The organism is Kitasatospora sp. NPDC008115 (genome assembly GCF_042957205.1).
Classification (GTDB): domain Bacteria; phylum Actinomycetota; class Actinomycetes; order Streptomycetales; family Streptomycetaceae; genus Kitasatospora.
On the sequence record NZ_JBIBHU010000007.1, the window covers coordinates 250422 to 272997 of the forward strand.

General features: G+C 72.3%; 22 protein-coding genes. 5 read left to right on the forward strand and 17 right to left on the reverse strand.

All coding sequences use genetic code 11. The features are described 5' to 3' along the window. Positions 1 to 209: 209 nt before the first annotated feature. Genes ACFZBX_RS12350 through deoC form a run of 3 tightly spaced genes read right to left on the reverse strand, consistent with a single transcriptional unit; the run spans position 210 to position 3596 of the window. Complete coding sequence (locus ACFZBX_RS12350; protein WP_391533363.1) at positions 210 to 1112, reverse strand: aldehyde dehydrogenase family protein; 903 nt, start codon at positions 1110 to 1112, stop codon at positions 210 to 212. Next, positions 1105 to 2604: an aldehyde dehydrogenase family protein gene (locus ACFZBX_RS12355; RefSeq protein ID WP_391533364.1), complete on the reverse strand. Its 1500-nt coding sequence runs from the start codon at positions 2602 to 2604 to the stop codon at positions 1105 to 1107. The genes ACFZBX_RS12350 and ACFZBX_RS12355 overlap by 8 nt, the downstream gene beginning before the upstream one ends. A gap of 5 nt (positions 2605 to 2609) precedes the next feature. Continuing rightward, on the reverse strand, positions 2610 to 3596 hold the full coding sequence (gene deoC, locus ACFZBX_RS12360) for a deoxyribose-phosphate aldolase (protein WP_391533365.1): 987 nt from the start codon (positions 3594 to 3596) through the stop codon (positions 2610 to 2612). A gap of 130 nt (positions 3597 to 3726) precedes the next feature. Between deoC and ACFZBX_RS12365 the strand changes: the two genes are divergently transcribed. Continuing rightward, positions 3727 to 4419 (forward strand): PH domain-containing protein, encoded by a 693-nt coding sequence (locus ACFZBX_RS12365; protein WP_391533366.1) that lies wholly within the window; start codon positions 3727 to 3729, stop codon positions 4417 to 4419. Here ACFZBX_RS12365 and ACFZBX_RS12370 read toward each other — a convergent pair. The 5 genes from ACFZBX_RS12370 to ACFZBX_RS12390 form a co-directional block, all read right to left on the reverse strand. Continuing rightward, positions 4406 to 4966, reverse strand: a complete 561-nt coding sequence (locus ACFZBX_RS12370) for a hypothetical protein (protein WP_391533368.1) — start codon at positions 4964 to 4966, stop codon at positions 4406 to 4408. The two genes, ACFZBX_RS12365 and ACFZBX_RS12370, sit on opposite strands and share 14 nt — an antisense overlap. A gap of 194 nt (positions 4967 to 5160) precedes the next feature. Further along, positions 5161 to 6078 carry an aminoglycoside phosphotransferase family protein gene (locus ACFZBX_RS12375; RefSeq protein ID WP_391533369.1) on the reverse strand — a complete coding sequence of 306 codons (918 nt, stop codon included), beginning with the start codon at positions 6076 to 6078 and terminating at the stop codon, positions 5161 to 5163. Positions 6079 to 6089: 11 nt separating this feature from the next. Beyond that, a complete protein-coding gene (locus tag ACFZBX_RS12380; RefSeq protein WP_391533397.1) occupies positions 6090 to 6896 on the reverse strand; it encodes an aminoglycoside phosphotransferase in 807 nt (268 codons plus the stop codon). 159 nt (positions 6897 to 7055) lie between these two features. Beyond that, complete coding sequence (locus ACFZBX_RS12385; protein ID WP_391533370.1) at positions 7056 to 7817, reverse strand: radical SAM protein; 762 nt, start codon at positions 7815 to 7817, stop codon at positions 7056 to 7058. Between the two features lie 138 nt (positions 7818 to 7955). Beyond that, positions 7956 to 8450: an ATP-binding protein gene (locus ACFZBX_RS12390; protein WP_391533372.1), complete on the reverse strand. Its 495-nt coding sequence runs from the start codon at positions 8448 to 8450 to the stop codon at positions 7956 to 7958. Between the two features lie 283 nt (positions 8451 to 8733). Between ACFZBX_RS12390 and ACFZBX_RS12395 the strand changes: the two genes are divergently transcribed. Together ACFZBX_RS12395 and ACFZBX_RS12400 are read left to right on the forward strand one after the other, a co-directional pair. Next, positions 8734 to 9576, forward strand: coding sequence for a helix-turn-helix domain-containing protein (locus ACFZBX_RS12395; protein WP_391533374.1), 843 nt, complete (start codon positions 8734 to 8736; stop codon positions 9574 to 9576). A 36-nt stretch (positions 9577 to 9612) separates the two neighbouring features. Further along, the gene (locus ACFZBX_RS12400; protein WP_391533375.1) at positions 9613 to 9819 is read left to right on the forward strand and encodes a DUF397 domain-containing protein; all 207 of its coding nucleotides are present in this window, start codon (positions 9613 to 9615) and stop codon (positions 9817 to 9819) included. 292 nt (positions 9820 to 10111) lie between these two features. Here ACFZBX_RS12400 and ACFZBX_RS12405 read toward each other — a convergent pair whose 3' ends face one another. The 3 genes from ACFZBX_RS12405 to ACFZBX_RS12415 form a co-directional block, all read right to left on the reverse strand. Next, complete coding sequence (locus ACFZBX_RS12405; protein WP_391533376.1) at positions 10112 to 11836, reverse strand: phospho-sugar mutase; 1725 nt, start codon at positions 11834 to 11836, stop codon at positions 10112 to 10114. 307 nt (positions 11837 to 12143) lie between these two features. After that, entirely contained in the window at positions 12144 to 12965 is an 822-nt protein-coding gene (locus ACFZBX_RS12410; RefSeq protein WP_391533377.1) for a purine-nucleoside phosphorylase, read from the reverse strand. Between the two features lie 142 nt (positions 12966 to 13107). After that, positions 13108 to 13545 carry a gamma-glutamylcyclotransferase gene (locus ACFZBX_RS12415; RefSeq protein ID WP_344331090.1) on the reverse strand — a complete coding sequence of 146 codons (438 nt, stop codon included), beginning with the start codon at positions 13543 to 13545 and terminating at the stop codon, positions 13108 to 13110. Between the two features lie 78 nt (positions 13546 to 13623). On the opposite strand from ACFZBX_RS12415, the gene ACFZBX_RS12420 reads away from it, so the two are divergent. Both ACFZBX_RS12420 and ACFZBX_RS12425 read left to right on the forward strand, forming a co-directional pair. After that, positions 13624 to 15078, forward strand: a complete 1455-nt coding sequence (locus ACFZBX_RS12420; protein ID WP_391533378.1) for an NAD(P)H-quinone dehydrogenase — start codon at positions 13624 to 13626, stop codon at positions 15076 to 15078. A gap of 236 nt (positions 15079 to 15314) precedes the next feature. Next, the gene (locus ACFZBX_RS12425; protein ID WP_391533399.1) at positions 15315 to 16286 is read left to right on the forward strand and encodes a DeoR/GlpR family DNA-binding transcription regulator; all 972 of its coding nucleotides are present in this window, start codon (positions 15315 to 15317) and stop codon (positions 16284 to 16286) included. A gap of 149 nt (positions 16287 to 16435) precedes the next feature. Here the strand turns inward: ACFZBX_RS12425 and ACFZBX_RS12430 are convergent, their stop codons facing one another. The 6 genes from ACFZBX_RS12430 to ACFZBX_RS12455 all read right to left on the reverse strand — a co-directional run bounded on the left by ACFZBX_RS12430 (position 16436) and on the right by ACFZBX_RS12455 (position 22273). Then, on the reverse strand, positions 16436 to 18208 hold the full coding sequence (locus ACFZBX_RS12430; protein ID WP_391533379.1) for an acetyl/propionyl/methylcrotonyl-CoA carboxylase subunit alpha: 1773 nt from the start codon (positions 18206 to 18208) through the stop codon (positions 16436 to 16438). Between the two features lie 242 nt (positions 18209 to 18450). Further along, the gene (locus tag ACFZBX_RS12435; RefSeq protein ID WP_391533380.1) at positions 18451 to 19239 is read right to left on the reverse strand and encodes a hypothetical protein; all 789 of its coding nucleotides are present in this window, start codon (positions 19237 to 19239) and stop codon (positions 18451 to 18453) included. 150 nt (positions 19240 to 19389) lie between these two features. Further along, entirely contained in the window at positions 19390 to 19989 is a 600-nt protein-coding gene (locus ACFZBX_RS12440; RefSeq protein ID WP_391533381.1) for a nucleoside triphosphate pyrophosphatase, read from the reverse strand. Positions 19990 to 20038: 49 nt separating this feature from the next. Continuing rightward, positions 20039 to 20164 (reverse strand): morphogenic membrane protein MmpB, encoded by a 126-nt coding sequence (gene mmpB / locus ACFZBX_RS12445; protein WP_380755941.1) that lies wholly within the window; start codon positions 20162 to 20164, stop codon positions 20039 to 20041. A 262-nt stretch (positions 20165 to 20426) separates the two neighbouring features. Further along, positions 20427 to 20648 (reverse strand): acyl-CoA carboxylase epsilon subunit, encoded by a 222-nt coding sequence (locus tag ACFZBX_RS12450; RefSeq protein ID WP_380755939.1) that lies wholly within the window; start codon positions 20646 to 20648, stop codon positions 20427 to 20429. A 35-nt stretch (positions 20649 to 20683) separates the two neighbouring features. Then, entirely contained in the window at positions 20684 to 22273 is a 1590-nt protein-coding gene (locus ACFZBX_RS12455) for an acyl-CoA carboxylase subunit beta (RefSeq protein WP_391533383.1), read from the reverse strand. Positions 22274 to 22576: the final 303 nt, after the last annotated feature.

The window sequence follows — 22576 nt, forward strand, 5'->3', positions numbered from 1 at the left end:
TCTGGCCGGGTGCCGGGGGCGGGCGGCAGCGCCGAAAGGCGGGCGGCGGGGCGACGAAAGTCGACGGACCCGCGCCAGGGGGGGAGAGGCGCGGGTCCGTCCTGTGACCGTCCGGGCCCTGGGGGGGAGAGGGCACTGGGGACGGCCAGTCTGTGGAGTTGTCTGCCAACTCGCGGTCACGGAGCGTGGCCGCTGCGGGGACCTGGAGGTCAGATACCCATCGGGTGCCAGACCGTCTTGGTCTCCAGGAACGAGAGTAGCCGGTCCGTTCCGGGAGCATTGGTCCAGTCCTGGGCGAACGGGTCCAGCTCCGGGCGGATCACCCTCTTCAGGGTATCCGCGGCCAGCGCCTCCAGCGCGCCCGCCGCGCCGGGACCGTCGGCGGCGATTGCGCCGGTGAGGTCCAGGGCGTTGACGTCCTGGTGCGAGGCCAGGGTCGGCGCGATGTCGGCGGTCCGGCCGGACAGCACGTTGACCACGCCGCCCGGGACGTCCGAGGTGGCCAGCACCTCGCCCAGCGACAGCGCGGGCAGCGGCGCGTCGGCCGCGGCCGCCACCACCACGGTGTTGCCGGTGGCGATCGCCGGGGCGATCACCGACACCAGGCCGAGCAGCGAGTGCCCGTACCCGGCCTGCGGGGCGACGATCCCGACCACGCCGGTCGGCTCCGGGGTGGAGAGGTTGAAGTACGGGCCGGCGACCGGGTTGGCGCCGCCGGCGATCTGGGCCACCTTGTCGGTCCAGCCCGCGTACCAGACCCAGCGGTCGATCGCCGCGTCCACCAGGGCGGCGGCCTTCTTCGGGCCGACGCCCTCGGAGAGCGCCACCTCGGCGGCGAACTGCCCGCGCCGCCCCTGGAGCATCTCGGCGACCCGGTACAGCACCTGGCCGCGGTTGTACGCGGTGGTGCCGGCCCAGCCCTTGACCGCCGCGCGGGCGGCCAGGACCGCGTCGCGGGCGTCCTTGCGGGTCCCGAGCGGCGCGTTGGCCAGCCACTCGCCCTTCGCGTCCGTCACCTCGTACACCCGCCCGCTCTCGGAGCGCGGGAACTTCCCGCCGACGTACAGCTTGTAGGTCTTGAGGACATCAAGACGGCTCACGACATCAGACATCTCGGGCCTCGACATTCAGGTAGGGCTCCAGACCGTGCCGGCCACCCTCGCGGCCGTAGCCCGACTCCTTGTAGCCGCCGAACGGCGAGGTCGGGTCGAACTTGTTGAAGGTGTTGGCCCAGACCACGCCGGCCTTGAGCCGGTTCGCCATCCACAGGATGCGCGAGCCCTTCTCCGTCCAGATGCCGGCGGAGAGGCCGAAGGGGGTGTTGTTGGCCTTCTCGACCGCCTCGGCGGGGGTGCGGAAGGTCAGCACCGACAGCACCGGGCCGAAGATCTCCTCCTGGGCGATCCGGTGGGCCTGGCTGACGCCGGTGAAGACGGTCGGCCGGAACCAGAAGCCGGTGCCCGGCAGCTCGCAGGCGGGCGACCAGCGCTCGGCGCCCTCGGCCTCGCCGGCCTCGGTCAGCGCGGTGATCCGGGCCAGCTGCTCGGCGGAGTTGATCGCGCCGATGTCGGTGTTCTTGTCCAGCGGGTCGCCGACCCGCAGGGTGCCCATCCGGCGCTTCAGCGCCGCCAGCAGCTCGTCCTGGACCGACTCCTGGACCAGCAGGCGCGAGCCCGCGCAGCAGACGTGGCCCTGGTTGAAGAAGATGCCGTCGACGATGCCCTCGACGGCCTGGTCGATCGGCGCGTCGTCGAAGACGATGTTGGCGGCCTTGCCGCCCAGCTCCAGCGACAGCTTCTTGCGGGTGCCGGCCACCTGCCTGGCGATCGCCCGGCCGACCGGGGTGGAGCCGGTGAAGGCGATCTTGTTGACGTCCGGGTGCGCGGTGAGCGCGGCGCCGGTGCGGCCGTCGCCGGTGACGATGTTGACGACGCCCTTCGGCAGACCGGCCTGGCGGCAGATCTCGGCGAAGCGCAGCGCGGTCAGCGGGGTGGTCTCGGCGGGCTTCAGCACCACCGTGTTGCCGGTGGCCAGCGCCGGGGCGATCTTCCACGCCAGCATCAGCAGCGGGAAGTTCCACGGGATGACCTGGCCGGCCACGCCCAGCGGGCGCGGGTTCGGACCGAAGCCGGCGTAGTCCAGCTTGTCGGCCCAGCCCGCGTAGTAGAAGAAGTGCGCGGCGACCAGCGGCAGGTCGACGTCACGGGTCTCGCGGATCGGCTTGCCGTTGTCGATCGACTCCAGCACCGCCAGTTCGCGGCTGCGCTCCTGGATGATCCGGGCGATCCGGAACAGGTACTTGGCGCGCTCGCTGCCGGGCAGCGCCGACCAGTCGGCGAAGGCCTTGCGGGCGGCGGCGACCGCGCGGTCGACGTCCTCCTCGGTGCCCTGGGCGAACTCGGCGAGCACCTGCTCGGTGGCCGGGTTGACCGTCTTCAGCGCCTCGCTGCCGGAGGAGTCGACGAACTCGCCGCCGATGAAGTGGCCGTAGGAGCTGGCGATGTCGCCGGCCGCGGCGGGCGACTCGGGCGCCGGGGCGTACGTGAAGAGGCCGCCCGCCGGCTTCTGGGCCACGGGCTCCTCGGTGTTCTTCTTCTTGGCCATGGTGATCAGTCCACCGTCACGTAGTCGGGGCCGGAGTACCGTCCGGTGGTCAGCTTCTGGCGCTGCATCAGCAGGTCGTTGAGCAGGCTGGAGGCGCCGAAGCGGAACCAGTGCGGGCTCAGCCAGTCGTCGCCGAGGGTCTCGTTGACCATCACCAGGTACTTCATCGCGTCCTTGGTGGTGCGGATCCCGCCGGCGGGCTTCACGCCGACCTGGACGCCGGTGGCCGCGCGGAAGTCGCGGACCGCCTCCAGCATCAGCAGGGTGACCGGCGGGGTCGCGTTGACGGCGACCTTGCCGGTGGAGGTCTTGATGAAGTCGGCGCCCGCCAGCATCGCCAGCCAGGAGACCCGGCGCACGTTGTCGTACGTCTGCAGCTCGCCGGTCTCGAAGATCACCTTCAGGTGGGCGTAGCTGCCGTCGGCCCGGCGGCAGGCCTCCTTGACGGCGACGATCTCGTTGAAGACGTCGAGGTAGCGGCCGGAGAGGAAGGCACCCCGGTCGATGACCATGTCGATCTCGTCGGCGCCCGCGGCGACCGCGTCGGCGGTGTCGGCGAGCTTGACCGGCAGCGCGGCGCGGCCGGCTGGGAAGGCGGTGGCGACGGAGGCGACCTGGATGTCGGTGCCCCGCAGCGCGGCCTTCGCGGTGGCGACCATGTCCGGGTAGACGCAGATCGCGGCGACGCGCGGGGTGGTCGGGTCGGTCGGATCGGGGTTCCTGCCCTTGGTGCACAGCGCGCGCACCTTGCCGACCGTGTCCGCGCCCTCCAGCGTGGTCAGGTCGATCATCGAGATGGCCAGGTCGATGGCGTTCGCCTTGGCCGTGGTCTTGATCGAGCGGGTACCGAGCATGGCGGCACGCGCCTCCAGGCCGACCTGGTCGACACCGGGCAGGCCGTGCAGGAAGCGGCGGAGCGAGGCCTCGGACGCCGCGACGTCCTCGAGACCGCTGCCCGCGACGCCTTGGGCGTTGGCTGCAAGAGTGGACATAGTCACCACACCAGCATATCTACGCGCGTAGTCAACCGCTAGGCCCGGGGCGCATCGATGCCGGACCGAGATCTGGAGGTGTGATCGCCGCCCCTGTGGATCCCGGGGGCCATGGGGCAGAATCGTCGGCATGACCGATTCCGACGGCCGGCCCCACCAGGGCCCGGCCGGCTCCGATGGGGAGCCCGTGTACGCCGACCGCGTGTACCGCTCCGTTCCCGGCATCATCTCCGGGGTGCTGTTGCTGGCCGTCGCTGCCTGGCTGATCGGGGACGCGGCGCTGAACGGCACCGGCAAGACGCCGTGGGTGTCGCTGGCCGCCGTCCCGGTCTTCGCCTTCCCCGTGATCGCCTACACGCTGCGCCCCGCCGTCCGCGCCAACGACCGGCGCCTGGTGGTGCGCAACCCGCTGCGCACCATCACCGCCCCCTGGGCCGCCGTCGACGCGCTGCGCGCCGGGTACTCCGTGGAGCTGCTCGCCGAGGGGAAGAAGTACCAGGTGTGGGCGGTGCCGGTGTCGCTGCGCCAGCGCAAGCGCGCGGCCCGCGCCCGGGATCGCGGCGACCGGCCGCAGCACACCTCCCGGCTCGGCATGGTCTTCGGCCAGGGTGGCGCCGCCGCCCCGTCCGGCCCCGGCGTGCAGGGCTCGACGGACCCCACCAGGGCCTGGTCCGACCAGGTGGTCACCGTCCTCCAGGAGATGGCCGAGCGCAACGCCTCCCGCCCCGAGGCCGCGGGCCCGATCCAGGTCCGCTGGTGCTGGTGGATCATCGCCCCGACCCTGGCCGGCCTGGTGGCACTGATCGCCGTCATCGCAGCCTGACCCCCCCGACCACGCGAAAGGGGCCCGCCGGTCGTCGGCGGGCCCCTTTCGCGTCTCCGGGCGGCGCCCGGGGTCGGCCGACGGCGCGGACGCAGACGTCGGCGGCGCCGCAGGACCCGGTGTCCGCGTCCAGGGCGAAGGCCCGTCGCTCCCGCCCGCCCGGGGGCTCGGGCACCGGGGCGCCCTGCGCCGGCTCCTCGCCGGGCAGGGCCGCCGCCAGGTCCGGCGGCAGCGGCGCGGGGGCGCCGGGGCCCGGCAGGTCGTGGACGCGGATGGAGTCGTCGAGGTTGCCGTCCGCTCCGCCGGCGATCCGGTAGTGCAGGTGGGCCACCCGGGGCCCCGGCCAGGACGGCCGCCGTGGGCACGTGGTACCGGCCCTTGCCGGGGTGCCGGCGGTGGTGGAGGCCGGCCGCTGCGCGCGGTCGGTGTCGGTCTCGCGCAGGCCGGTCGTCCGCGCCCCCCGGTCCACCGTCCAGCCGGCCGCCACCGCGGCGAGCGCCGCGCACAGCGCCGCCGGACCGGCCGCGAGCCGTCGGGCTCCGATCATCGTGGCCCCCCCTTCACCGGCGGCCACTGCCGGTGAAGGGGGGGCAGGGCCCTCTGCGCAGAAGGGTCGAGCGCCTCCCGGACGGGCCGGGAGGCGCTCGATCGCCGAGGTTGACCGGCCGGAACAACGGCCGGGTGGCTGCACTGCCTGCGACCGGCCCCTGGACCGAGTAGCCGACAGGAGGCGGGTCGGCATCACACCTCGAGGAGATCTGCTGCTGCTGTCAGGTGGTGGCGGACGACTTTGATGGATCCGAGGTCCTTGGCCGGGTCGTTGATCCATCGGTGTGCCTGGTCGAGGAACCACTCGACCGCCCAGACCCGGTGCCAGCCCAGCGCCCACGCCTCCGGGGGCAACCCGCCGCGGCGGGTGAGCGCGTCGCGAGGCCCTCCCGCGGCGATGTAGCCGTCGATGAGTCCGCGCAGGCGGGCCGGGTCAGGGGACTGCCTGATACTGAGGCCCTGCCAGGACGCGAGGTCCAGAAGGCCCGGCCCGGTGAAGGAACGGGCGAGGTCCAGCAGATGCCAGCCTCGGGGGCCGATGTGCAGGCTGGACGGGTGGAACTCGGAGTGTACCCAGCCGAAGGGGGGGCTCATCGCCCCGGCAGCCTTCCTCTCTGCGGCGTGCGCGAGGGCGTCCAGGATGCCGGCGAGGTCTTCGGTCCCTTCCGTCCATCGGTCGGCGGCCCGCAGTCGTCGTAGGTGGCCCAGGGCTTTGCCGGGCAGGGCCGCCAGGGCGTTCTCCTCCAGCACTGACAGTGACGGCGGCGGGACGGCGGCGTGCAGGGACGCGGCGGCTGTCGCGGCTTCGCCGTCGGTGGCCTCGCGCCGTGGGTCGCCGAGGTCTTCGAGCACCATCGCCAGCAGGCCACCGCGCTGGGCCGAGCCCAACACGCGGGGCACCGGGATGCCGGCCCGTGCAGCTGCCCGCAGGGTCCGGCTCTCGACGGTGAACGGATCACATGCGTACTTCAGGACGGCGGTGGTGCCGTCGGGGAAGGCCAGTCGTTCGACCCCTGACATGGACCAGACCCGTATGGGAAGCCGGGTCGGCGTCCCGCGGCCGGTGTCGGCGATCTCGTGCAGGAGGCCGCTGATCAGGTCCGGGTCCATGGACGGGACGGTCATTTCCCGGCCGACGAGCGGTCGCGTCGGTGGTCGCGCCAGGCGATCGCGGAGATGGCCATGGACCGTGTCCACGACGCCGCCGGCGCCTGGGCGTGGACCTCCTGCCAATAGCGGGCGTTGGCCTCGGTGAAGGCGAGGAGGACTTGGGGGTCCGCGGCTTCGAACGCCGGCAACCGGGACGCCCACTGCTCGGCCTGTTCAGGGATGTGCCCGGCGTCGATCAGGCGCACGGCCCAGACGGCCGGGTCGGCCCAGGCCGGGCCCCGGGTCGGCCAGGCCCAGTCGATGAGGTGGGCGGTGCGGTCGACCAGGACGTTGTGCGGGGCCATGTCGGTGTGCAGGAGCGCGTCCCCGGCGAACAGCTCCGGGGTGTCGCTGTAGCCCGCGAACCGCTGAGTGAAGCTCAGCAGTGGGATGTCCGGGCAGGGAGTGCGGGCGAGTTCCGTCAGCGCGTCGACGACCAGGGGCAGGTCGGGGCTGCCGGGAGCGTAGTCGGCGAGGTGCCCCTCGATCGCCTCGAAGCCGAGCAGGTCCCAGCCCCCGGCCTGCAAGTGCCAGAGCAGTCGGGGGGATGACTTCGGCAGGTGCGGATTGACGGCGGCTTCGCGCAGTTGCGTCTTGGCCTGCCGGTGGTCGACCGGGATGCCCTTGATGAACACCTCACCCGAGGCGGTCAAAGCTTTCACGGCGACGCCGGAGTTCGCCCCGGTGGAAGCATCGGCGGCGGTCAGGAAGGGGCCGGTGTGCTCCTGCACCGCCGCGCGGGCTGAGGACGGAAGACGGTGCCAGGCGAGGCGGGTCATCGACACTGATGAACTCCAGAGAGGCGGCCGGTGGTGCCCCGGCCTTGGCCGGGGCACCACCGGACGGGCTAGTACGGCTGGGATTCACTCGACGAGCAGGAGCACATGACGACCTCCAGGACGTCGTCCAGGTCGCCGACGAACACGACCTCCTCGTCCTCAAGGGGCCGCTCGGTGAGCGTAGTGAGGGAAGCCGTACCGGTCGGCCAGCGCCCGCATCTGGGGGATCTCTCCCGCATTGCGCCCCGAGACCACGATGTTCAGCTTCAGGGGCAGGCTCGCGTCTCGAGAGGCTTCCAGACCTTTGATGAACCGGTCGAACGCGCCCCGGTTGCGGGTCATGCCGTCGTAGGAGGCGGCGGTGGCGCCGTAGACGCTGACCGCGATCAGGTAGGGGCGGTGGCGGGCGAAGACCTCCTGGATGCGCGGCTTGGACAGCTGGCTGCCGTTGCTGGCGATCGAGACCATCAGCCCCAGCTCGTTCGCGTACTGGTAGGCGGCAGGGAAGTCGCGGTCGATCAGCGGCTCGCCGCCGGTGATCTGGAACCACAGGGCGCCGGAGTCCCGGACGACGTTCAGCATCTTGACCTTGTCGTCCCAGGCCAGGCCCTCGAAGTTTTTCAGGCCCAGGTAGCAGTGCTCGCAGTCGTAGTCGCAGCCCTTGTTGATCTCCCATGACGCGCGGCCGTAGCGGAGCGCGGCGGGCTGCCGGACCAGGACCGCCCCGTCGAGCCGCCGCCCGTCCATGGCCACGCCCCAGGCGTTGCGGGCCGCCTTCGCCAGCCATCCAGGCACCATGGCCTGCGGTGGCGCGTCCAGGAGCTCCCGGTACCGGCCTGCGCCGATCCGCAAGCCCTCGCGTCGGCCGGGCCGAACGGCCACGTGGCCCTCCAGGAACGGAGAAGCGATCAAGTCGTGCATGGACACTCCCTTGAACAGCGGGCGAGATGAGAGAGCAGGCAGCGGGACGGGTGCGCGGAGGTCGGTGGCTCGGATCCCGGTACGGCCGCATCGGCGCAGTCGAACGTCGGACACCGCCGGAACGCGGCTGAAGGTCGGTCAGGCAGCTGTGGGCTTGGAGCAATGGGCCCAGACGCCTTTCCCGGCGTGGGTGCGAAACCATCCCCATCGCTGCTCGGTGAGCGTGTCGACGAGGTGAAGTCCGAGTCCGGACGGCTTGCCGCCCGGCTCGGCCGTGTCCACGGCGGGTGGACAAGGACTGGAGTCGAAGACGAGAACCGCCCAGTGGTCGGTCTCGGGGAGGACGACCACGCTGGCAGGGCCAGGGGCGTGCCGTGCGACGTTGGCAACGAGTTCGTCCAGGACCAGGGCGAGCGCGTCGACCGCCTCCCACCCCTTTTGATGGCGGAGGTGGGCGATGTCCGAGAGACACCATGTGGTGACGGCCCGCCGGATTGCCCTGACGGTTTCGGGGGTGACGGCCTCGTACTTGAAGGCCCAGACCCCGCAGTCGGGCGCGGAGCCCTCGTGAGCGAGGTCGTTCATCGGAGTAGCGGGCGATGCCGGTGTTCTGCGGGTGACGGTGCTCTTCACAGCAGACACTCCGTTCGTGCTGGCTGGTCTGTGCCCGAGGTGTGCGTCGGCTATCGGAAGGCCCTGGTGACGGGCGTAACGGAGGGCTCGTCTGCACGTGGGCGCACTGGTGTGATGATCGCGGAAGGTGATCGAGTGGCGACGTTCCGCAAGCACGGCTTCACTGTCCTCCCAAGTTCGCAGAGCGTCAAGTCCTTCCTCTGCGAATTCGCGAATCTTCGATTGGCGAATCCCGGTGAAGCGGGCAGACTGTGAGCCACCATCACCCCGGGGAGAGCGCAGCGTGGCACCCACGAGTCCGCCGACCTTCCGGCGGCGCCGCCTTGGAACAGCCCTGCGCCGCCTCCGCGAGGCCAAGAAGCTGACCCAGCAGGCCGTCGCCGATGCAGTGGGCGTCAATATCGACCGCATCAGCCGTGCCGAGCTCGGCCGCACCAAGATCGACGTCCCGTTGCTGCGGGTCCTCCTCGACGAATACGGCGTCAGGGACCAAGGCCTGCGTCAGACCTTGGAGGAGATGACCCGCAACATCTCCGAGCGCGGGTGGTGGCACAGCTACGCCAGTTTCCTGACTCTCACGTTTCAGGACTTTCTCGGTCTTGAGGGCGACGCGGAGCTGATGCGTTCATGGGAAACCCTCGTGCCCGGCCGGCTGCAGACCGAGGAGTACACGAGGCTCCTGCTTGCGGCAGGTCAGGGCATCGTGCACTCGACGCGAGAGCACCTGGAGTCCCGAGTCGCCGTCCGGATGGAACGTCAGCGCAAGCTCAACCGCCCGCACGAGATCGTCCTCAGCGAGGCGGCGGTGCTCGGCCGCATCGGTGACGCGGGAGCGATGAAGCGCCAGATCACTCACCTTCGCGAGCAGAGCGACCGTGATGACATCAAGCTCCGCATCCTGCCGCTCAGCTGCGGACCTCACCTCGGACTCGACGGCGCTTTCACGATCTTCACGTTCCCGGACGGCGGACAGCTCGTCGGTCTCGAAGCCCTCCTCAACAGCTTCTACCTGGAGGACGAGGACTCCCTGCGGACCTACAACGCGGCCTTCGACCAGATCCGTGATCTTGCGCTGGACGAGAAACAGTCCAAGGCATTCCTTGAACGCGCCGCCCACACGGCATAGGTCCCAAACGCACCACCTAGGAAGGTAAGGACAACCGTGCCACGCTCCGCTCCGGTCGACTGGACCAGCAGCTCCTACACCGGCAACAGCGGCCAGTGCGTCCAATGGCGCACTCCACCGGGCCTGCCCGCAGGCGAGGAGGTGGAGGTCCGCGATTCCAAGGACCCTGGCGGCCCCACGCTCACCGTGCCGACCGCGTCGTGGGCCGCCTTCGTCGAGTGGGCCAAGATCTTCGAAGTCTGAGGCGCCTGTCCTTCGGGAATGATGTCCTTCTAGCCCGGACACCACGAGGTCGCATCGCGCCGGCTTCCTCGCAGTACTCGGCCCCGCCGACCAACCGGTCGGCGGGGCCGAGGGGTAGCGGGACCCGCGTGGGGGTGGGCCTTGCCGTGTCGGTCTTCTGATCGGCCTGATCGACTGCTTGTCGAACAGGCCGACCATCGATCGTCTTCCCGATCCTGCCGCTTCGCCGCTCCAGCACTCCGGGAGGGCGGACCGCAGCTGAGCGTTGTCGGGTAGCGAGGGGCGGGTGCCGTCAGGCGGTGATGCCGGCGGCCGTGGCGAGGTCGTGCTTGACGGCCGTGAGGAGGTCGGTGGCGCGGGTGCGGGTGGTGGTGAGGTCGGCGGCGGAGGGGACCGGGAGGACGACCTCCAGGTAGCACTTGAGCTTGGGCTCGGTGCCGGAGGGGCGGACCACGATGCGGGCCGAGCGGACGGCGTCGCCGGCCAGGTGGTAGCGCAGGCCGTCGGTGGGCGGCAGGTCGGCGGAGCCGGCGGTGAGGTCGTCGGCGCGGGTCACGGTGAGGCCGGCCAGCGTGGTGGGCGGCTGCTCGCGCAGGGTGCGCATGGCGTCGGCGATGAGGGAGAGGTCCTCGACGCGGACGGAGAGCTGGTCGGTGGCGTGCAGGCCGTGCTCCAGCGCCAGGTCGTCGAGCAGGTCGGCCAGGGTGCGGCCGGAGCGCTTGAGGGTGGCGGCGAGCTCGGCGACCAGCAGGGCGGCGGTGATGCCGTCCTTGTCGCGCACGCCCTGCGGGTCGACGCAGTAGCCGAGCGCCTCCTCGTAGCCGTAGCGCAGGCCCTCGGCGCGGGAGATCCACTTGAAGCCGGTGAGGGTCTCCGCGTAGCCGAGCCCGGCGGCCTCGGCGATCCGGCCGAGCAGGGTGGAGGAGACGATGGTGGTGGCGAAGGTGCCGGCGGCCTTCTTGGCGACCAGCGCGGCGCCCAGCAGCGCGCCGACCTCGTCGCCGCGCAGCATCCGCCAGCCGCCCGCGCCCTGCCCGCCGCCGGCGGCGTCGCCGTCGGCGGGGACGGCCACCGCGCAGCGGTCGGCGTCCGGGTCGTTGGCGATCACGATGTCCGGGCCGGTCGCGGCGGCGGTGCGGAAGGCGAGGTCCATCGCCCCCGGCTCCTCCGGGTTGGGGAAGGCGACGGTCGGGAAGTCCGGGTCCGGCTCGGCCTGCTCGGCGACCACGGTTGGCGCGGGGAAGCCGGCCCGGTCCAGGGCGGCGAGGAAGGTGTCGCGGCCGACGCCGTGCATCGGGGTGTAGACGACGGCGAGGTCGCGGGCGCTGTGCGGGTCGACGATGGAGGCGGCGCGGTCCAGGTAGGCCTCGACCACCGACTCGTCGACGGTCTCCCAGCCGCTCGCGGCGAGCGGGACCTCGTGCAGCGAGCCGATCGCGTCGATCTCGGCGGCGATGCCCGCGTCGGCCGGCGGCACGATCTGCGAGCCGTCGCCCAGGTAGACCTTGTAGCCGTTGTCCTGCGGCGGGTTGTGGCTGGCGGTGACGGTCACGCCGGCGGCCGCGCCGAGGTGGCGGACGGCGAAGGCGAGCACCGGGGTGGGCAGCGGGCGCGGGAACAGCGCGGCGCGCAGGCCGGCGCCGACCACCACGGCGGCGGTGTCGCGGGCGAAGTCGTAGGACTTGTGCCGGGCGTCGTAGCCGATGACCACGAGGTCGCCGAGGCCCTGCTGCCTGACGTAGGAGACCAGGCCGGCGGCGGCCCGGATCACCACGGCGCGGTTCATCCGCATCGGGCCCGCGCCGAGTTCGCCGCGCAGGCCGGCGGTGCCGAACTGGAGGCGGCCGGCGAAGCGGTCGGCCAGGTCGGCCCAGGCGAGCTTGGCGGTGGCGTCGGCCTCGGGGGCCTCGGCGGCGGCGAGCAGCGCGGCGAGTTCCTCGCGGGTCTGCGGGTCCGGGTCCTCGGCGAGCCAGGTGCGGGCCCGGGCGAGGAGGTCGGTGGTGGTTGCCTGCGTCATGGCTGCGGCTCCATCGGGAGGTGCGTCGGAGGTCGGCCGGGGAGGGTGCCCCGGCCCTGGCCCGGTGGGACGGGCCGGGGGAGACGGGCGTGCGGAGACGGGCGTGCGTGCGGGGGCGGTCGGGTCGGTCGGGTCGGGTCGGTCGGGTCGGGACGAAACGTACGGCGCGGTGGCGGCGCGGCGCGGTGTCCGGCCGGGTGGGGCGTGTCGGACCGGCACAAGCGCACGGGGCCCGCGGTCGGGTGTGATCACCGGATCACACCCGACCGGGGCCCCGTCGCTCATGCCGTCCGCATCCGCTCCGGCGTCAGATCCGCTCCAGGACCTTCGCCAGCAGCGCGCCCATGCGCTCGGCGGAGGCCTTGCCGGCCTCCAGCACCTCGGCGTGGTTGAGCGGCTCGCCGGTCATGCCGGCGGCCAGGTTGGTGACCAGGGAGATGCCCAGCACCTCGGCGCCGGCCTCGCGGGCCGCGATGGCCTCCAGCGTGGTGGACATGCCGACCAGTTCGCCGCCGATCACCCGGGCCATGTTGACCTCGGCCGGGGTCTCGTAGTGCGGGCCGCGGAACTGCACGTAGACGGCCTCGTCCAGGCTCGGGTCGACCTCGCGGCACAGCTCGCGCAGCCGCTTGGAGTAGAGGTCGGTGAGGTCGACGAAGTTCGCGCCGACGATCGGGGAGTCGGCGGTCAGGTTGATGTGGTCGCTGATCAGGACCGGCTGGCCGGGCGTCCAGGTGGGACGCAGGCCGCCGCAGCCGTTGGTCAGCACGATGGTCCCGCAGCCGGCCGCGGCGGCGGTGCGCACGCCGTGGACGACGGTGGCGACGCCGTGGCCCTCGTAGTAGTGGTTGCGGCCGAGGAAGATCAGGGCGCGCTTCTCGCCGATCTTCACCGAGCGGATCTTGCCGGCGTGGCCGGCCACGGCGGGGGCGGGGAAGCCCGGCAGGTCGGTGACCGGGAACTCCGCCACCGTCTCGCCGAGGGCGTCGGCGGCCGGCACCCAGCCGGAGCCCATCACCAGGGCGACGTCGTGGCGCTCGGCACCGGTCAGCTCGCGCAGGCGCTCGGCGGCGGCCTGGGCGGCGGCGTAGGGGTCGGCGGAGACGACCGACTCAGGAGATGCGTTCACGTGTCCGAGGATAGACGGGAAACGGCTACGCGCGTAGAAATTCCTGGTACGACGTGCCGGATCGTTACCCGGATGGCGTGCGGGGCCGGTTCGGCCCGGCGGTTCCGGCCGGGTCGCCGGAGCCGCTTCGTCGGGCCGGACCTCAGCAGGGACGGCGGCGCAGGTCCAGGACGTAGTCGTCGGGGGCGCCCGCGCTCTCCGCCGCGTCCGCGATCAGGCCCAGGTAGCGGGCCGCGGGCAGGCCGCCCTCGTAGTCGTTCAGCACGTACGTCCAGACCGGCACGTCGCCGTCCAGGGTCTGCGCCCGCAGCTTGATCTTGCGGTAGATGCCGAGCTGGACGCCCTCCCAGCGGTCCAGTCCTTCCTCGTCCATCGGCGCCACGTCGTACAGCGAGACGAAGACCTGGTCCTTCTCGTCCTCCACCACCGTGGCCAGCGAGCCCTCCCAGCCGAGGTGCTCGCCGCCGAAGGTGAGCCGCCAGCCGGACAGCCACCCGGTGCCGCGCAGCGGCGAGTGCGGGGCGCGGCGGGTCATCTGCCGGGCATCGAGGTTCGTGGCATACGCGGCGTAAAGGGGCATGGGGGGAAGCCTACGTTCACCGGCCGATCCGACAGAAGCCCCGACCCCGGCGTGGCAGTGCTCCCGGCGTGCGGGACAATGGTTGACGTGACTCGGATCGTGATCATCGGTGGCGGACCCGGCGGCTACGAGGCGGCGCTGGTGGCCGCTCAGCTCGGCGCGGAGGTGACCGTCGTCGACCGCGACGGCCTGGGCGGATCGGCGGTGCTCACGGACTGTGTGCCGTCCAAGACGCTGATCGCGACGGCGGAGGTGATGACGACCTTCGACAGCTCGTACGAGGAACTCGGCATCATCGTCGCCGACGACACCCCGCACATCGACAGCCCCGCCCGGGTGGTCGGCGTCGACCTCGGCAAGGTCAACCGCCGTGTGAAGCGCCTGGCCATCGCGCAGTCCCACGACATCACCCAGTCGGTCACCCGCGCCGGCGTCACCGTGCTGCGCGGCCGCGGCCGGCTCGGCACCGGCGGCCAGGCCGTGGACGGCTCCCGCGAGGTGCTGGTGGACGCGCCCGACGGCAGCGTCCAGTCGCTGCGCGCCGACGCCGTGCTGATCGCCACCGGCGCCCACCCGCGCGAGCTGCCCGACGCCCAGCCCGACGGCGAGCGGATCCTCACCTGGACCCAGGTCTACGACCTGGAGGAGCTGCCGAGCGAGCTGATCGTGGTCGGCTCCGGCGTCACCGGCGCCGAGTTCGCCGGCGCCTACCAGGCGCTGGGCTCCAAGGTCACCCTGGTCTCCTCGCGCGACCGGGTGCTGCCGGGCGAGGACCCGGACGCCGCCGAGGTGCTGGAGGAGGTCTTCCGCCGCCGCGGCATGAACGTGATGAGCCGCTCGCGGGCCGAGAGCGCCAAGAGGATCGGCGACACCGTCGAGGTCACCCTCTCCGACGGCACGGTGATCGAGGGCAGCCACTGCCTGATGGCGGTCGGCTCCATCCCGAACACCGCCGAGATGGGCCTGGAAGAGGCCGGGGTCAAGCTCAACGACTGGGGCCAGATCCAGGTCGACCGGGTCTCCCGCACCAGCGCCCCCGGCGTCTACGCGGCCGGCGACTGCACCGGCGTCTTCATGCTCGCCTCGGTGGCGGCCATGCAGGGCCGGATCGCCATGTACCACGCGCTCGGCGACGCGGTGCAGCCGCTGAACCTCAAGACCGTGGCCTCCAACGTCTTCACCGACCCCGAGATCGCCACCGTCGGCTACACCGCCGCCGACGTGAAGTGCGGCAAGATGGACGCGGTCGAGGTCAAGCTCCCGCTGCGCGGCAACCCGCGGGCCAAGATGCAGGGCATCCGCGACGGCTTCGTGAAGCTGTTCTGCCGCCCCGGCACGGGCATCGTGGTCGGTGGCGTGGTGGTCGCCCCGCGCGCCAGCGAGCTCATCCACTCGATCTCGCTCGCGGTGGACGCCAATCTGACGGTCGAACAGGTGGCCAGCGCCTTCACCGTCTACCCGTCGGTCTCCGGCTCCACCGCCGAGGCCGCCCGCCAGCTCCACATCCGCAAGCGCGCCGAGGGCGAATCCTGAGCCCAGGGCGCTCAGTTGGGGGCGGTCGCCGTTCGGCGGCCGCCCTTCGCGTGCCCCCGGCCGTCACTCGGACGGCGGGCGCAGTCCCGGATCGCCGACGGCGCGCATTGTACGGTCACGCGCCGCTCCGGCGTGAGCAATTCCCGCTACTAGCAGCAAACGCCTGAAAGCAGACGGTCACGCAGGTTACCGTCGGTTCTGTGTTTGCAGCAGAACGTCGCCAGTTGATCCTCGAAATGGTGCGCGCCAACGGAGCGGTCTCGCTCCGGGAGTTGGCCCGCGTCGTCCAGACCTCCGAAGTGACCGTGCGCCGCGACGTACGGGCCCTGGAGGCAGAAGGGCTCCTCGACCGCCGGCACGGCGGCGCGGTGCTCCCCGGCGGCTTCAGCCGCGAACCCGGCTACCCGCAGAAGACCCACCTGTCCGCCGCCGAGAAGAGCGCCATCGCCGATCTCGCCGCCGGCCTGGTGGAGGAGGGCGACGCCGTGGTGGTCGGCGCCGGCACCACCACGCAGGAACTCGCCCGCCGCCTCGCCCGGGTGCCCGGACTGACCGTGGTGACCAACTCGCTGCTGGTCGCCCAGGCGCTCGCGCACGCCAACCGGGTGGAGGTGGTGATGACCGGCGGCACCCTGCGCGGCTCCAACTACGCCCTGGTCGGCAGCGGCGCCGAGCAGTCCCTGCACGGACTGCGGGTCTCCAAGGCCTTCATCTCCGGCAGCGGACTGACCGCCGAGCGCGGCCTGTCGACCGCCAACATGCTCTCCGCGAGCGTGGACCGGGCACTGGTGCAGTCGGCCGTCGAGGTGATCGTCCTCGCCGACCACACCAAGCTCGGCGCGGACAGCATGTTCCCGACCGTCCCCACCGACAGCATCACCCGTCTCGTCACCGACGAGCACGCCACCGCCGACGACACCACCGCCCGCGAACTCGACGCGCTCGCCGACTGCGGCGTGCAGATCGACCTCGCGCCGCTCGGCGCCCCGCCGTCCGGCGACGCCCCCGTGCACGGCACCGGCAGCGGCCCCGTCCACCAGACCCAGCCGGGCCCGCCGGCCCGCCGACCCGTCGCGCCGCCCCCCGGCGGCGGCGCCCCGCTGCCCGGCCAGCGCCGGCCCGGCATCCACGGCCCGGGCGGACCGGGGGGTCCGGGCGGACCGTTGCCGGCCCGGCTCGCCGAACTCGGCCTCCACCGCGGACGCTGACGCCCGCAAGGCCTGCTCCACCGCCTGCTCGACCCCTTGCTCCACCACCTGCGTCACCACCTGCGTCACCACCTGCTCCACCGCCGGAAACACGACCGGTCCGCACACCCGAAGGTGTACGGACCGGCGGCGGAACGACGCGGGAGGCGTCAGTCCTTGATCTCGCAGAGCGCCGCACCGCTGGAGACGCTCGCCCCCACCTCGGCCTTGAGGCCGACGACGGTGCCCGCCTTGTGCGCGTTCAGCGGCTGCTCCATCTTCATCGCCTCCAGGACGACGATCAGCTCGCCCTCCGCGACGACCTGGCCCTCCTCGACCGCGACCTTGACGATGGTGCCCTGCATCGGCGACGCCAGCGTGTCACCGCTGACCGCCGAACCGGCCTTCTTCGCCCCCACCCGGCGCTTGGCCTTCGCGGCCCCCGCACCGGCCGCCGGAGCGCTCGACACGCCCAGCGAGGACGGCAGCGACACCTCGATCCGCTTGCCGCCGACCTCGACGACCACGGTCTCCCGGCCCTCGGCCTCCTCGCCCTCGCCGGCCGCACCGGAGAACGCGGGGATGGTGTTGTCGAACTCGGTCTCGATCCACCGGGTGTAGATCTTGAACGGCCCGTCACCGCCGTGCACCTCCGGCGCGAACGCCGGGTCGGTGACGACCGCCTGGTGGAACGGGATGGCGGTGGCCATGCCCTCGACCCTGAACTCCGCCAGCGCGCGCTTCGCCCGCTCCAGCGCCTGCTTGCGGTCCCGGCCGGAGACGATCAGCTTGGCCAGCAGCGAGTCCCAGGCCGGGCCGATCACCGAACCGGTCTCCACGCCCGAGTCCAGGCGCACGCCCGGGCCGGACGGCGGCGCGAACAGCGTCACCGTGCCCGGAGCCGGCAGGAAGTTGCGGCCCGGGTCCTCACCGTTGATGCGGAACTCGAACGAGTGACCGCGCACCTCCGGGTCGCCGTAGCCGAGCTCCTCGCCGTCCGCGATCCGGAACATCTCGCGGACCAGGTCGATCCCGGTGACCTCCTCGGTGACCGGGTGCTCCACCTGCAGACGGGTGTTGACCTCCAGGAAGGAGATCGTGCCGTCCAGCGCCACCAGGAACTCGCAGGTCCCGGCGCCCTCGTAGCCGGCCTCCTTGAGGATGGCCTTCGACGCCCGGTACAGCTCGGCGTTCTGCTCCGCGGTCAGGAACGGCGCGGGCGCCTCCTCGACCAGCTTCTGGTGCCGGCGCTGCAGCGAGCAGTCACGGGTCGACACGACCACCACGTTGCCGTGCTTGTCGGCCAGACACTGGGTCTCCACGTGCCGCGGGTTGTCCAGGTACCGCTCGACGAAGCACTCGCCGCGCCCGAAGGCGGCGACCGCCTCGCGCACCGCGGACTCGTACAGCTCCGGGATCTCCTCCAGCGTGCGGGCGACCTTCAGGCCGCGGCCGCCGCCGCCGAACGCCGCCTTGATGGCGACCGGCAGACCGTGCTCGCGGGCGAACACGACGACCTCGTCGGCACCCGAGACCGGGTCCGGCGTACCGGCCACCAGCGGGGCACCGGCGCGCTGCGCCACGTGCCGGGCGGTCACCTTGTCGCCGAGGTCGCGGATGGCCTGCGGCGGCGGGCCGATCCAGGTGAGGCCCGCGTCGATCACGGCCTGGGCGAAGTCGGCGTTCTCCGACAGGAAGCCGTAGCCGGGGTGGACGGCGTCCGCACCCGAGTCGGCGGCGGCCTGGAGGACCTTGGCGATGTCCAGGTAGCTGGTGCCGGGGGTGTCGCCGCCCAGCGCGTAAGCCTCGTCGGCCGCGCGGACGTGCAGCGCATCCCGGTCCGGCTCGGCGTAGACGGCGACGCTGGCGATACCGGCGTCCGAGCAGGCACGGGCGACGCGGACGGCGATTTCCCCGCGGTTGGCGATGAGCACCTTGCGCACTGTGGCTCCCTTCTTGAACCTCGTCGAGTTTATGGATTCCTGGGCGGTACCGGCGAGTAGCCCCAGGTTGTGAACTATCCCACACGGAGGGTGATGCGCCCGGACGGGTGGTGGGCGGCCCGACGGGAGTCCTCGCAGGTGGTGGCAGGTGCGGTGGCGGCGGCCCGGCGCTTGCGCTCGGTGACGGGGCGGCGTGGCGCGATGGTGGGCCCGGCCACACCCCCGGCGTCCGCGAGCCGGGCTCAAGCGGTGGCGGTGGGCGCGGGGGTCCGGGCGGGCGGCGCGGCGGCCGGTACGGGGGCGCCCGGCGGGGCGGGCGCGCGCTCCAGGGCCGCGGCGGTGACGTCGGCGACCTCCTCGACGACGTCGGGCCCGTAGGCGGCCGGGCTGACCACCCTGAGCAGCAGGGCGAAGGTGCCGTCCGTGCCGTACCGGCCGGCCAGCCGGCGGTGGTGGTTCACCAGGTGGCGGACCCCGGCGTGGTTGGCGATGCCGGTCTGGCCGGAGACCAGGAAGACCGGGCGGCCGTCCTCGGGGGTGGCCAGCCGGGCCAGCAGCACGTACTCGCCGGCCTCCGGGTCGGCGGCGTAGGACCGGCCGCCGACGGTGATGGTGTTGTCCGGCCTGGCGAGGCCGCTGGAGATGCTCACCCCGGGCAGGCCCCAGGCCACGTGGGCGGCCATCCGCTCGTTGGAGACGGGGCCGCCCAGGCAGAGTTCGGTCCTGGCGCCGAGCCCGCGCGGCGCGGCGTCGTGCGCCACCAGGTCGGCGTGCGCGCCGCACTCCTTGACCAGGGCGGCCAGTTCCATCAGCGCGAAGGCGTCGCGCCGGGTGACCGTCCGGGGGTGGGCGCCGGTGCCGATGCTGCGGTTGACCACGATCAGGCACTCGCTGCCCGCGGGCAGGCCGAGGAAGGCCCTGGCCCGCTCCAGCCGGCGTCTTCGGCGCAGGCTCTGGCCCAGCCAGCCGAGTGCGGCGCTGATCGCGCTGGCCAGCAGGCCCAGCAGTACGTTGAGCAGACCGTCGGTCATCCGCTCGCCACCTCCCCCGTCGCCCCGGAGCGCCGATGCGGTCCGGAGGCCCCTCAAGCGTGCATCAACCGAGGTTACCAACAGGGCGGTTGGCGACAATTGCGCCGGTGTTTGGCGCACCGGCGACGGTCACCCCCGGGGGTGCCGGGGTCAGGCCCAGAGGTCGGTGATCCGGACGTCCAGTTCGGCGAGCAGCGTGCGCAGCAGCGGCAGGGAGAGGCCGATGACGTTGCCCGGGTCGCCGTCGATGCCCTCGACGAACGGCGCCGAGCGGCCGTCCAGGGTGAACGCGCCCGCCACGTGCAGCGGCTCGCCGGTGGCGATGTAGGCGGCGACCTCGGCGTCGTCGGGGGTGCCGAAGCGCACGGTGGTGGAGGCGGTCGCGAAGGCCTGCCGGCCGTTGGCGGTGTCGATCACGCAGTGGCCGGTGCGCAGCACGCCGGCCCGGCCGCGCATGGAGCGCCAGCGGGCCAGCGCCTCGGCCTCGTCGGCGGGCTTGCCGAGGGCCAGGCCGTCCAACTCCAGCACCGAGTCGCAGCCGACGACCAGTTCGCCGTCGGTGAGGTCGGCGGCGACGGCCTCGGCCTTGGCCCGGGCGAGGACGAGCGCGAGTTCGCCGGGGGTGGCGGCGGTGAGCGCGTCCTCGTCGACGCCGCTGACCACCACGCGCGGGTCGAGGCCCGCCTGGCGCAGCAGCCCGAGGCGGGCGGGGGAGGCGGAGGCGAGGACGAGGGTGCGGCGGTCGGTCATGCCCACCAGGGTAGAGGGAGGCCCGGGGCGGCCCGCCGTCCGGTGATCGTCAGATCATCAGGAGGACGGCGAGCAGCAGGGCGAGGACGGCGAGCACATGGCCGGCCCGGTGCAGCTTCTTCTGCATCCGGCGGGCTTCCGGGGAGGGCTCGTCGCGGGGGTCTGACCAGAGCATCGCTCCAGGGTGCTCCGGCGGGCGCCCGGGGCGCCTGAGTATCCGTACTCAGCTTTCGGGGCAATCCGGGCTCTTCGGCGCGCCGGCCGCCCCGGAACTTTGCAAAGTGGCGACTTTGCAAAGTTTCCTCGGGCCCCCGGGCCCTTGACGAGGAGCCGCTCCGCCCTTGTGCGGAGCGGCTCCCAGGGGTGTGCACTTTGCAAAGTCCGGACTTTGCAAAGTGCACACCCGCGGGAGCATCCGGGGGAGCACCCCGGTGGTGCTAGCCGGCCCAGCCGGAGGTGCGCCAGGTGTTGACACCGGGGCGCGGGGCGGCGCGCAGCCGGCGCGCGCGGTCGTTCCAGGGGGAGTCCGGGCCGGCGCCGGCCCGGCGGGCGGCCTCGGCGGCGGCCTGCGCGGCGGCGGCCCGGGCCTGGACCACCGCCAGGACGGTGGCCAGCTCCTCGGGGGTCGGCTGCCCGTGCAGCACGTGGATCGGGGCCATGCTCAATCCTCTCGCGGGGCTCCTGCTCGAAGCGACTACAGCGGAATGTTCCCGTGCTTCTTGGGCGGCAGTACCTCGCGCTTGCCGCGCAGCGCGCGCAGCCCGCGGACGATGTGCCGGCGGGTCTCGCTCGGCGCGATCACGGCGTCCACGTAGCCGCGCTCGGCGGCCAGGTACGGGTTGAGCAGGGTGTCCTCGTAGGAGGCGATCAGCTCGGCGCGCCGCTCGTCGGCGTGCCCGGCCGCCTCGGCCTCGGCGATCTCCCGCCGGTGCAGGATGTTGACCGCGCCCTGCGCGCCCATCACGGCGATCTGCGCGGTCGGCCAGGCCAGGTTGAGGTCGGCGCCCAGGTGCTTCGACCCCATGACGTCGTACGCGCCGCCGAAGGCCTTGCGGGTGATCACGGTGATCAGCGGCACGGTCGCCTCGGCGTAGGCGTAGATCAGCTTGGCGCCGCGGCGGATGATGCCGTCCCACTCCTGCTCGGTGCCGGGCAGGAAGCCGGGCACGTCGACGAAGGTGATCACCGGGATGTTGAACGAGTCGCAGGTGCGGATGAACCGCGCGGCCTTCTCGCTGGCGGCGATGTCCAGGCAGCCCGCCAGGTCCATCGGCTGGTTGCCGACGATGCCCACCGAGTGGCCCTCGACCCGGCCGAAGCCGGTGATGATGTTGCCCGCGTACAGCGGCTGGGTCTCCAGGAACTCGCCGTCGTCGAGTACGTGCTCGATGACCTTGTGCATGTCGTACGGCTGGTTCGCCGAGTCCGGCACCAGGGTGTCGAGTTCGAGGTCCTCGCCGGTGACGGACAGGTCCGCCTCCTCCGGGAAGGACGGCGGGTCGGAGAGGTTGTTCGACGGCAGGTACGAGAGCAGGCTCTTGACGTACTCGACCGCCTCCTTCTCGTCCGTGGCCAGGTAGTGCGCGTTGCCGGACTTGGTGTTGTGGGTGCGCGCGCCGCCCAGCTCCTCCATGCCGACGTCCTCGCCGGTGACGGTCTTGATCACGTCGGGGCCGGTGATGAACATGTGCGAGGTCCGGTCGGCCATCACCACGAAGTCGGTGATCGCGGGGGAGTAGACCGCGCCGCCCGCGCAGGGGCCCATGATCAGCGAGATCTGCGGGACGACCCCGGAGGCGTGCACGTTGCGGCGGAAGATCTCGCCGTACAGGCCGAGCGAGACCACGCCCTCCTGGATCCGGGCGCCGCCGGAGTCGTTGATGCCGATGACCGGGCAGCCGGTCTTCAGTGCGAAGTCCATCACCTTGACGATCTTCTCGCCGAACACCTCGCCCAGCGAGCCGCCGAAGACGGTGAAGTCCTGGGCGAACACGGCGACCTGACGGCCGTCGACGGTGCCGTAGCCGGTGACCACGCCGTCGCCGTACGGCCGGTTGCGCTCCTGGCCGAAGTTGGTCGAGCGGTGCCGGGCGAACTCGTCGAACTCGACGAAGGAGTCCTCGTCCAGCAGCTCCGCGACCCGCTCGCGGGCCGTCAGCTTGCCCTTGGCGTGCTGCTTCTCCACCGCCTTGGCGGAGCCGGAGTGCACCGCCTCGTCGATCCTGCGCCGGAGGTCTGCGAGCTTGCCGGCGGTGGTGTGCGGGTCGTACGACGCCTCGGTCATTGCGGTGGCTCTCCCTGCATCCTGGGCCGCGACCTGTTTTCGGGGGCGCGCGGGCCGGGTGGAGGCCGGCGCGGACGAGGGATGCAGGGCGGCACAACGAACTACCGTTGGGTAGCGTAGCCAGCGCGGGGGTTGGACGTAATGTCCGACCGTTATGGCCAGCGACACACTGTGATTGACGCCGGTTGTGGGGGACGATGGGGCGGCCTGGCTAGGGCGTGTCTTGTGGATCTTGTCGGATCAGGCCGCGGCGTTGGGGTGCGTGCATCGCAAGGCGGAGGAGGGAGCCACTGCGGAGCATTG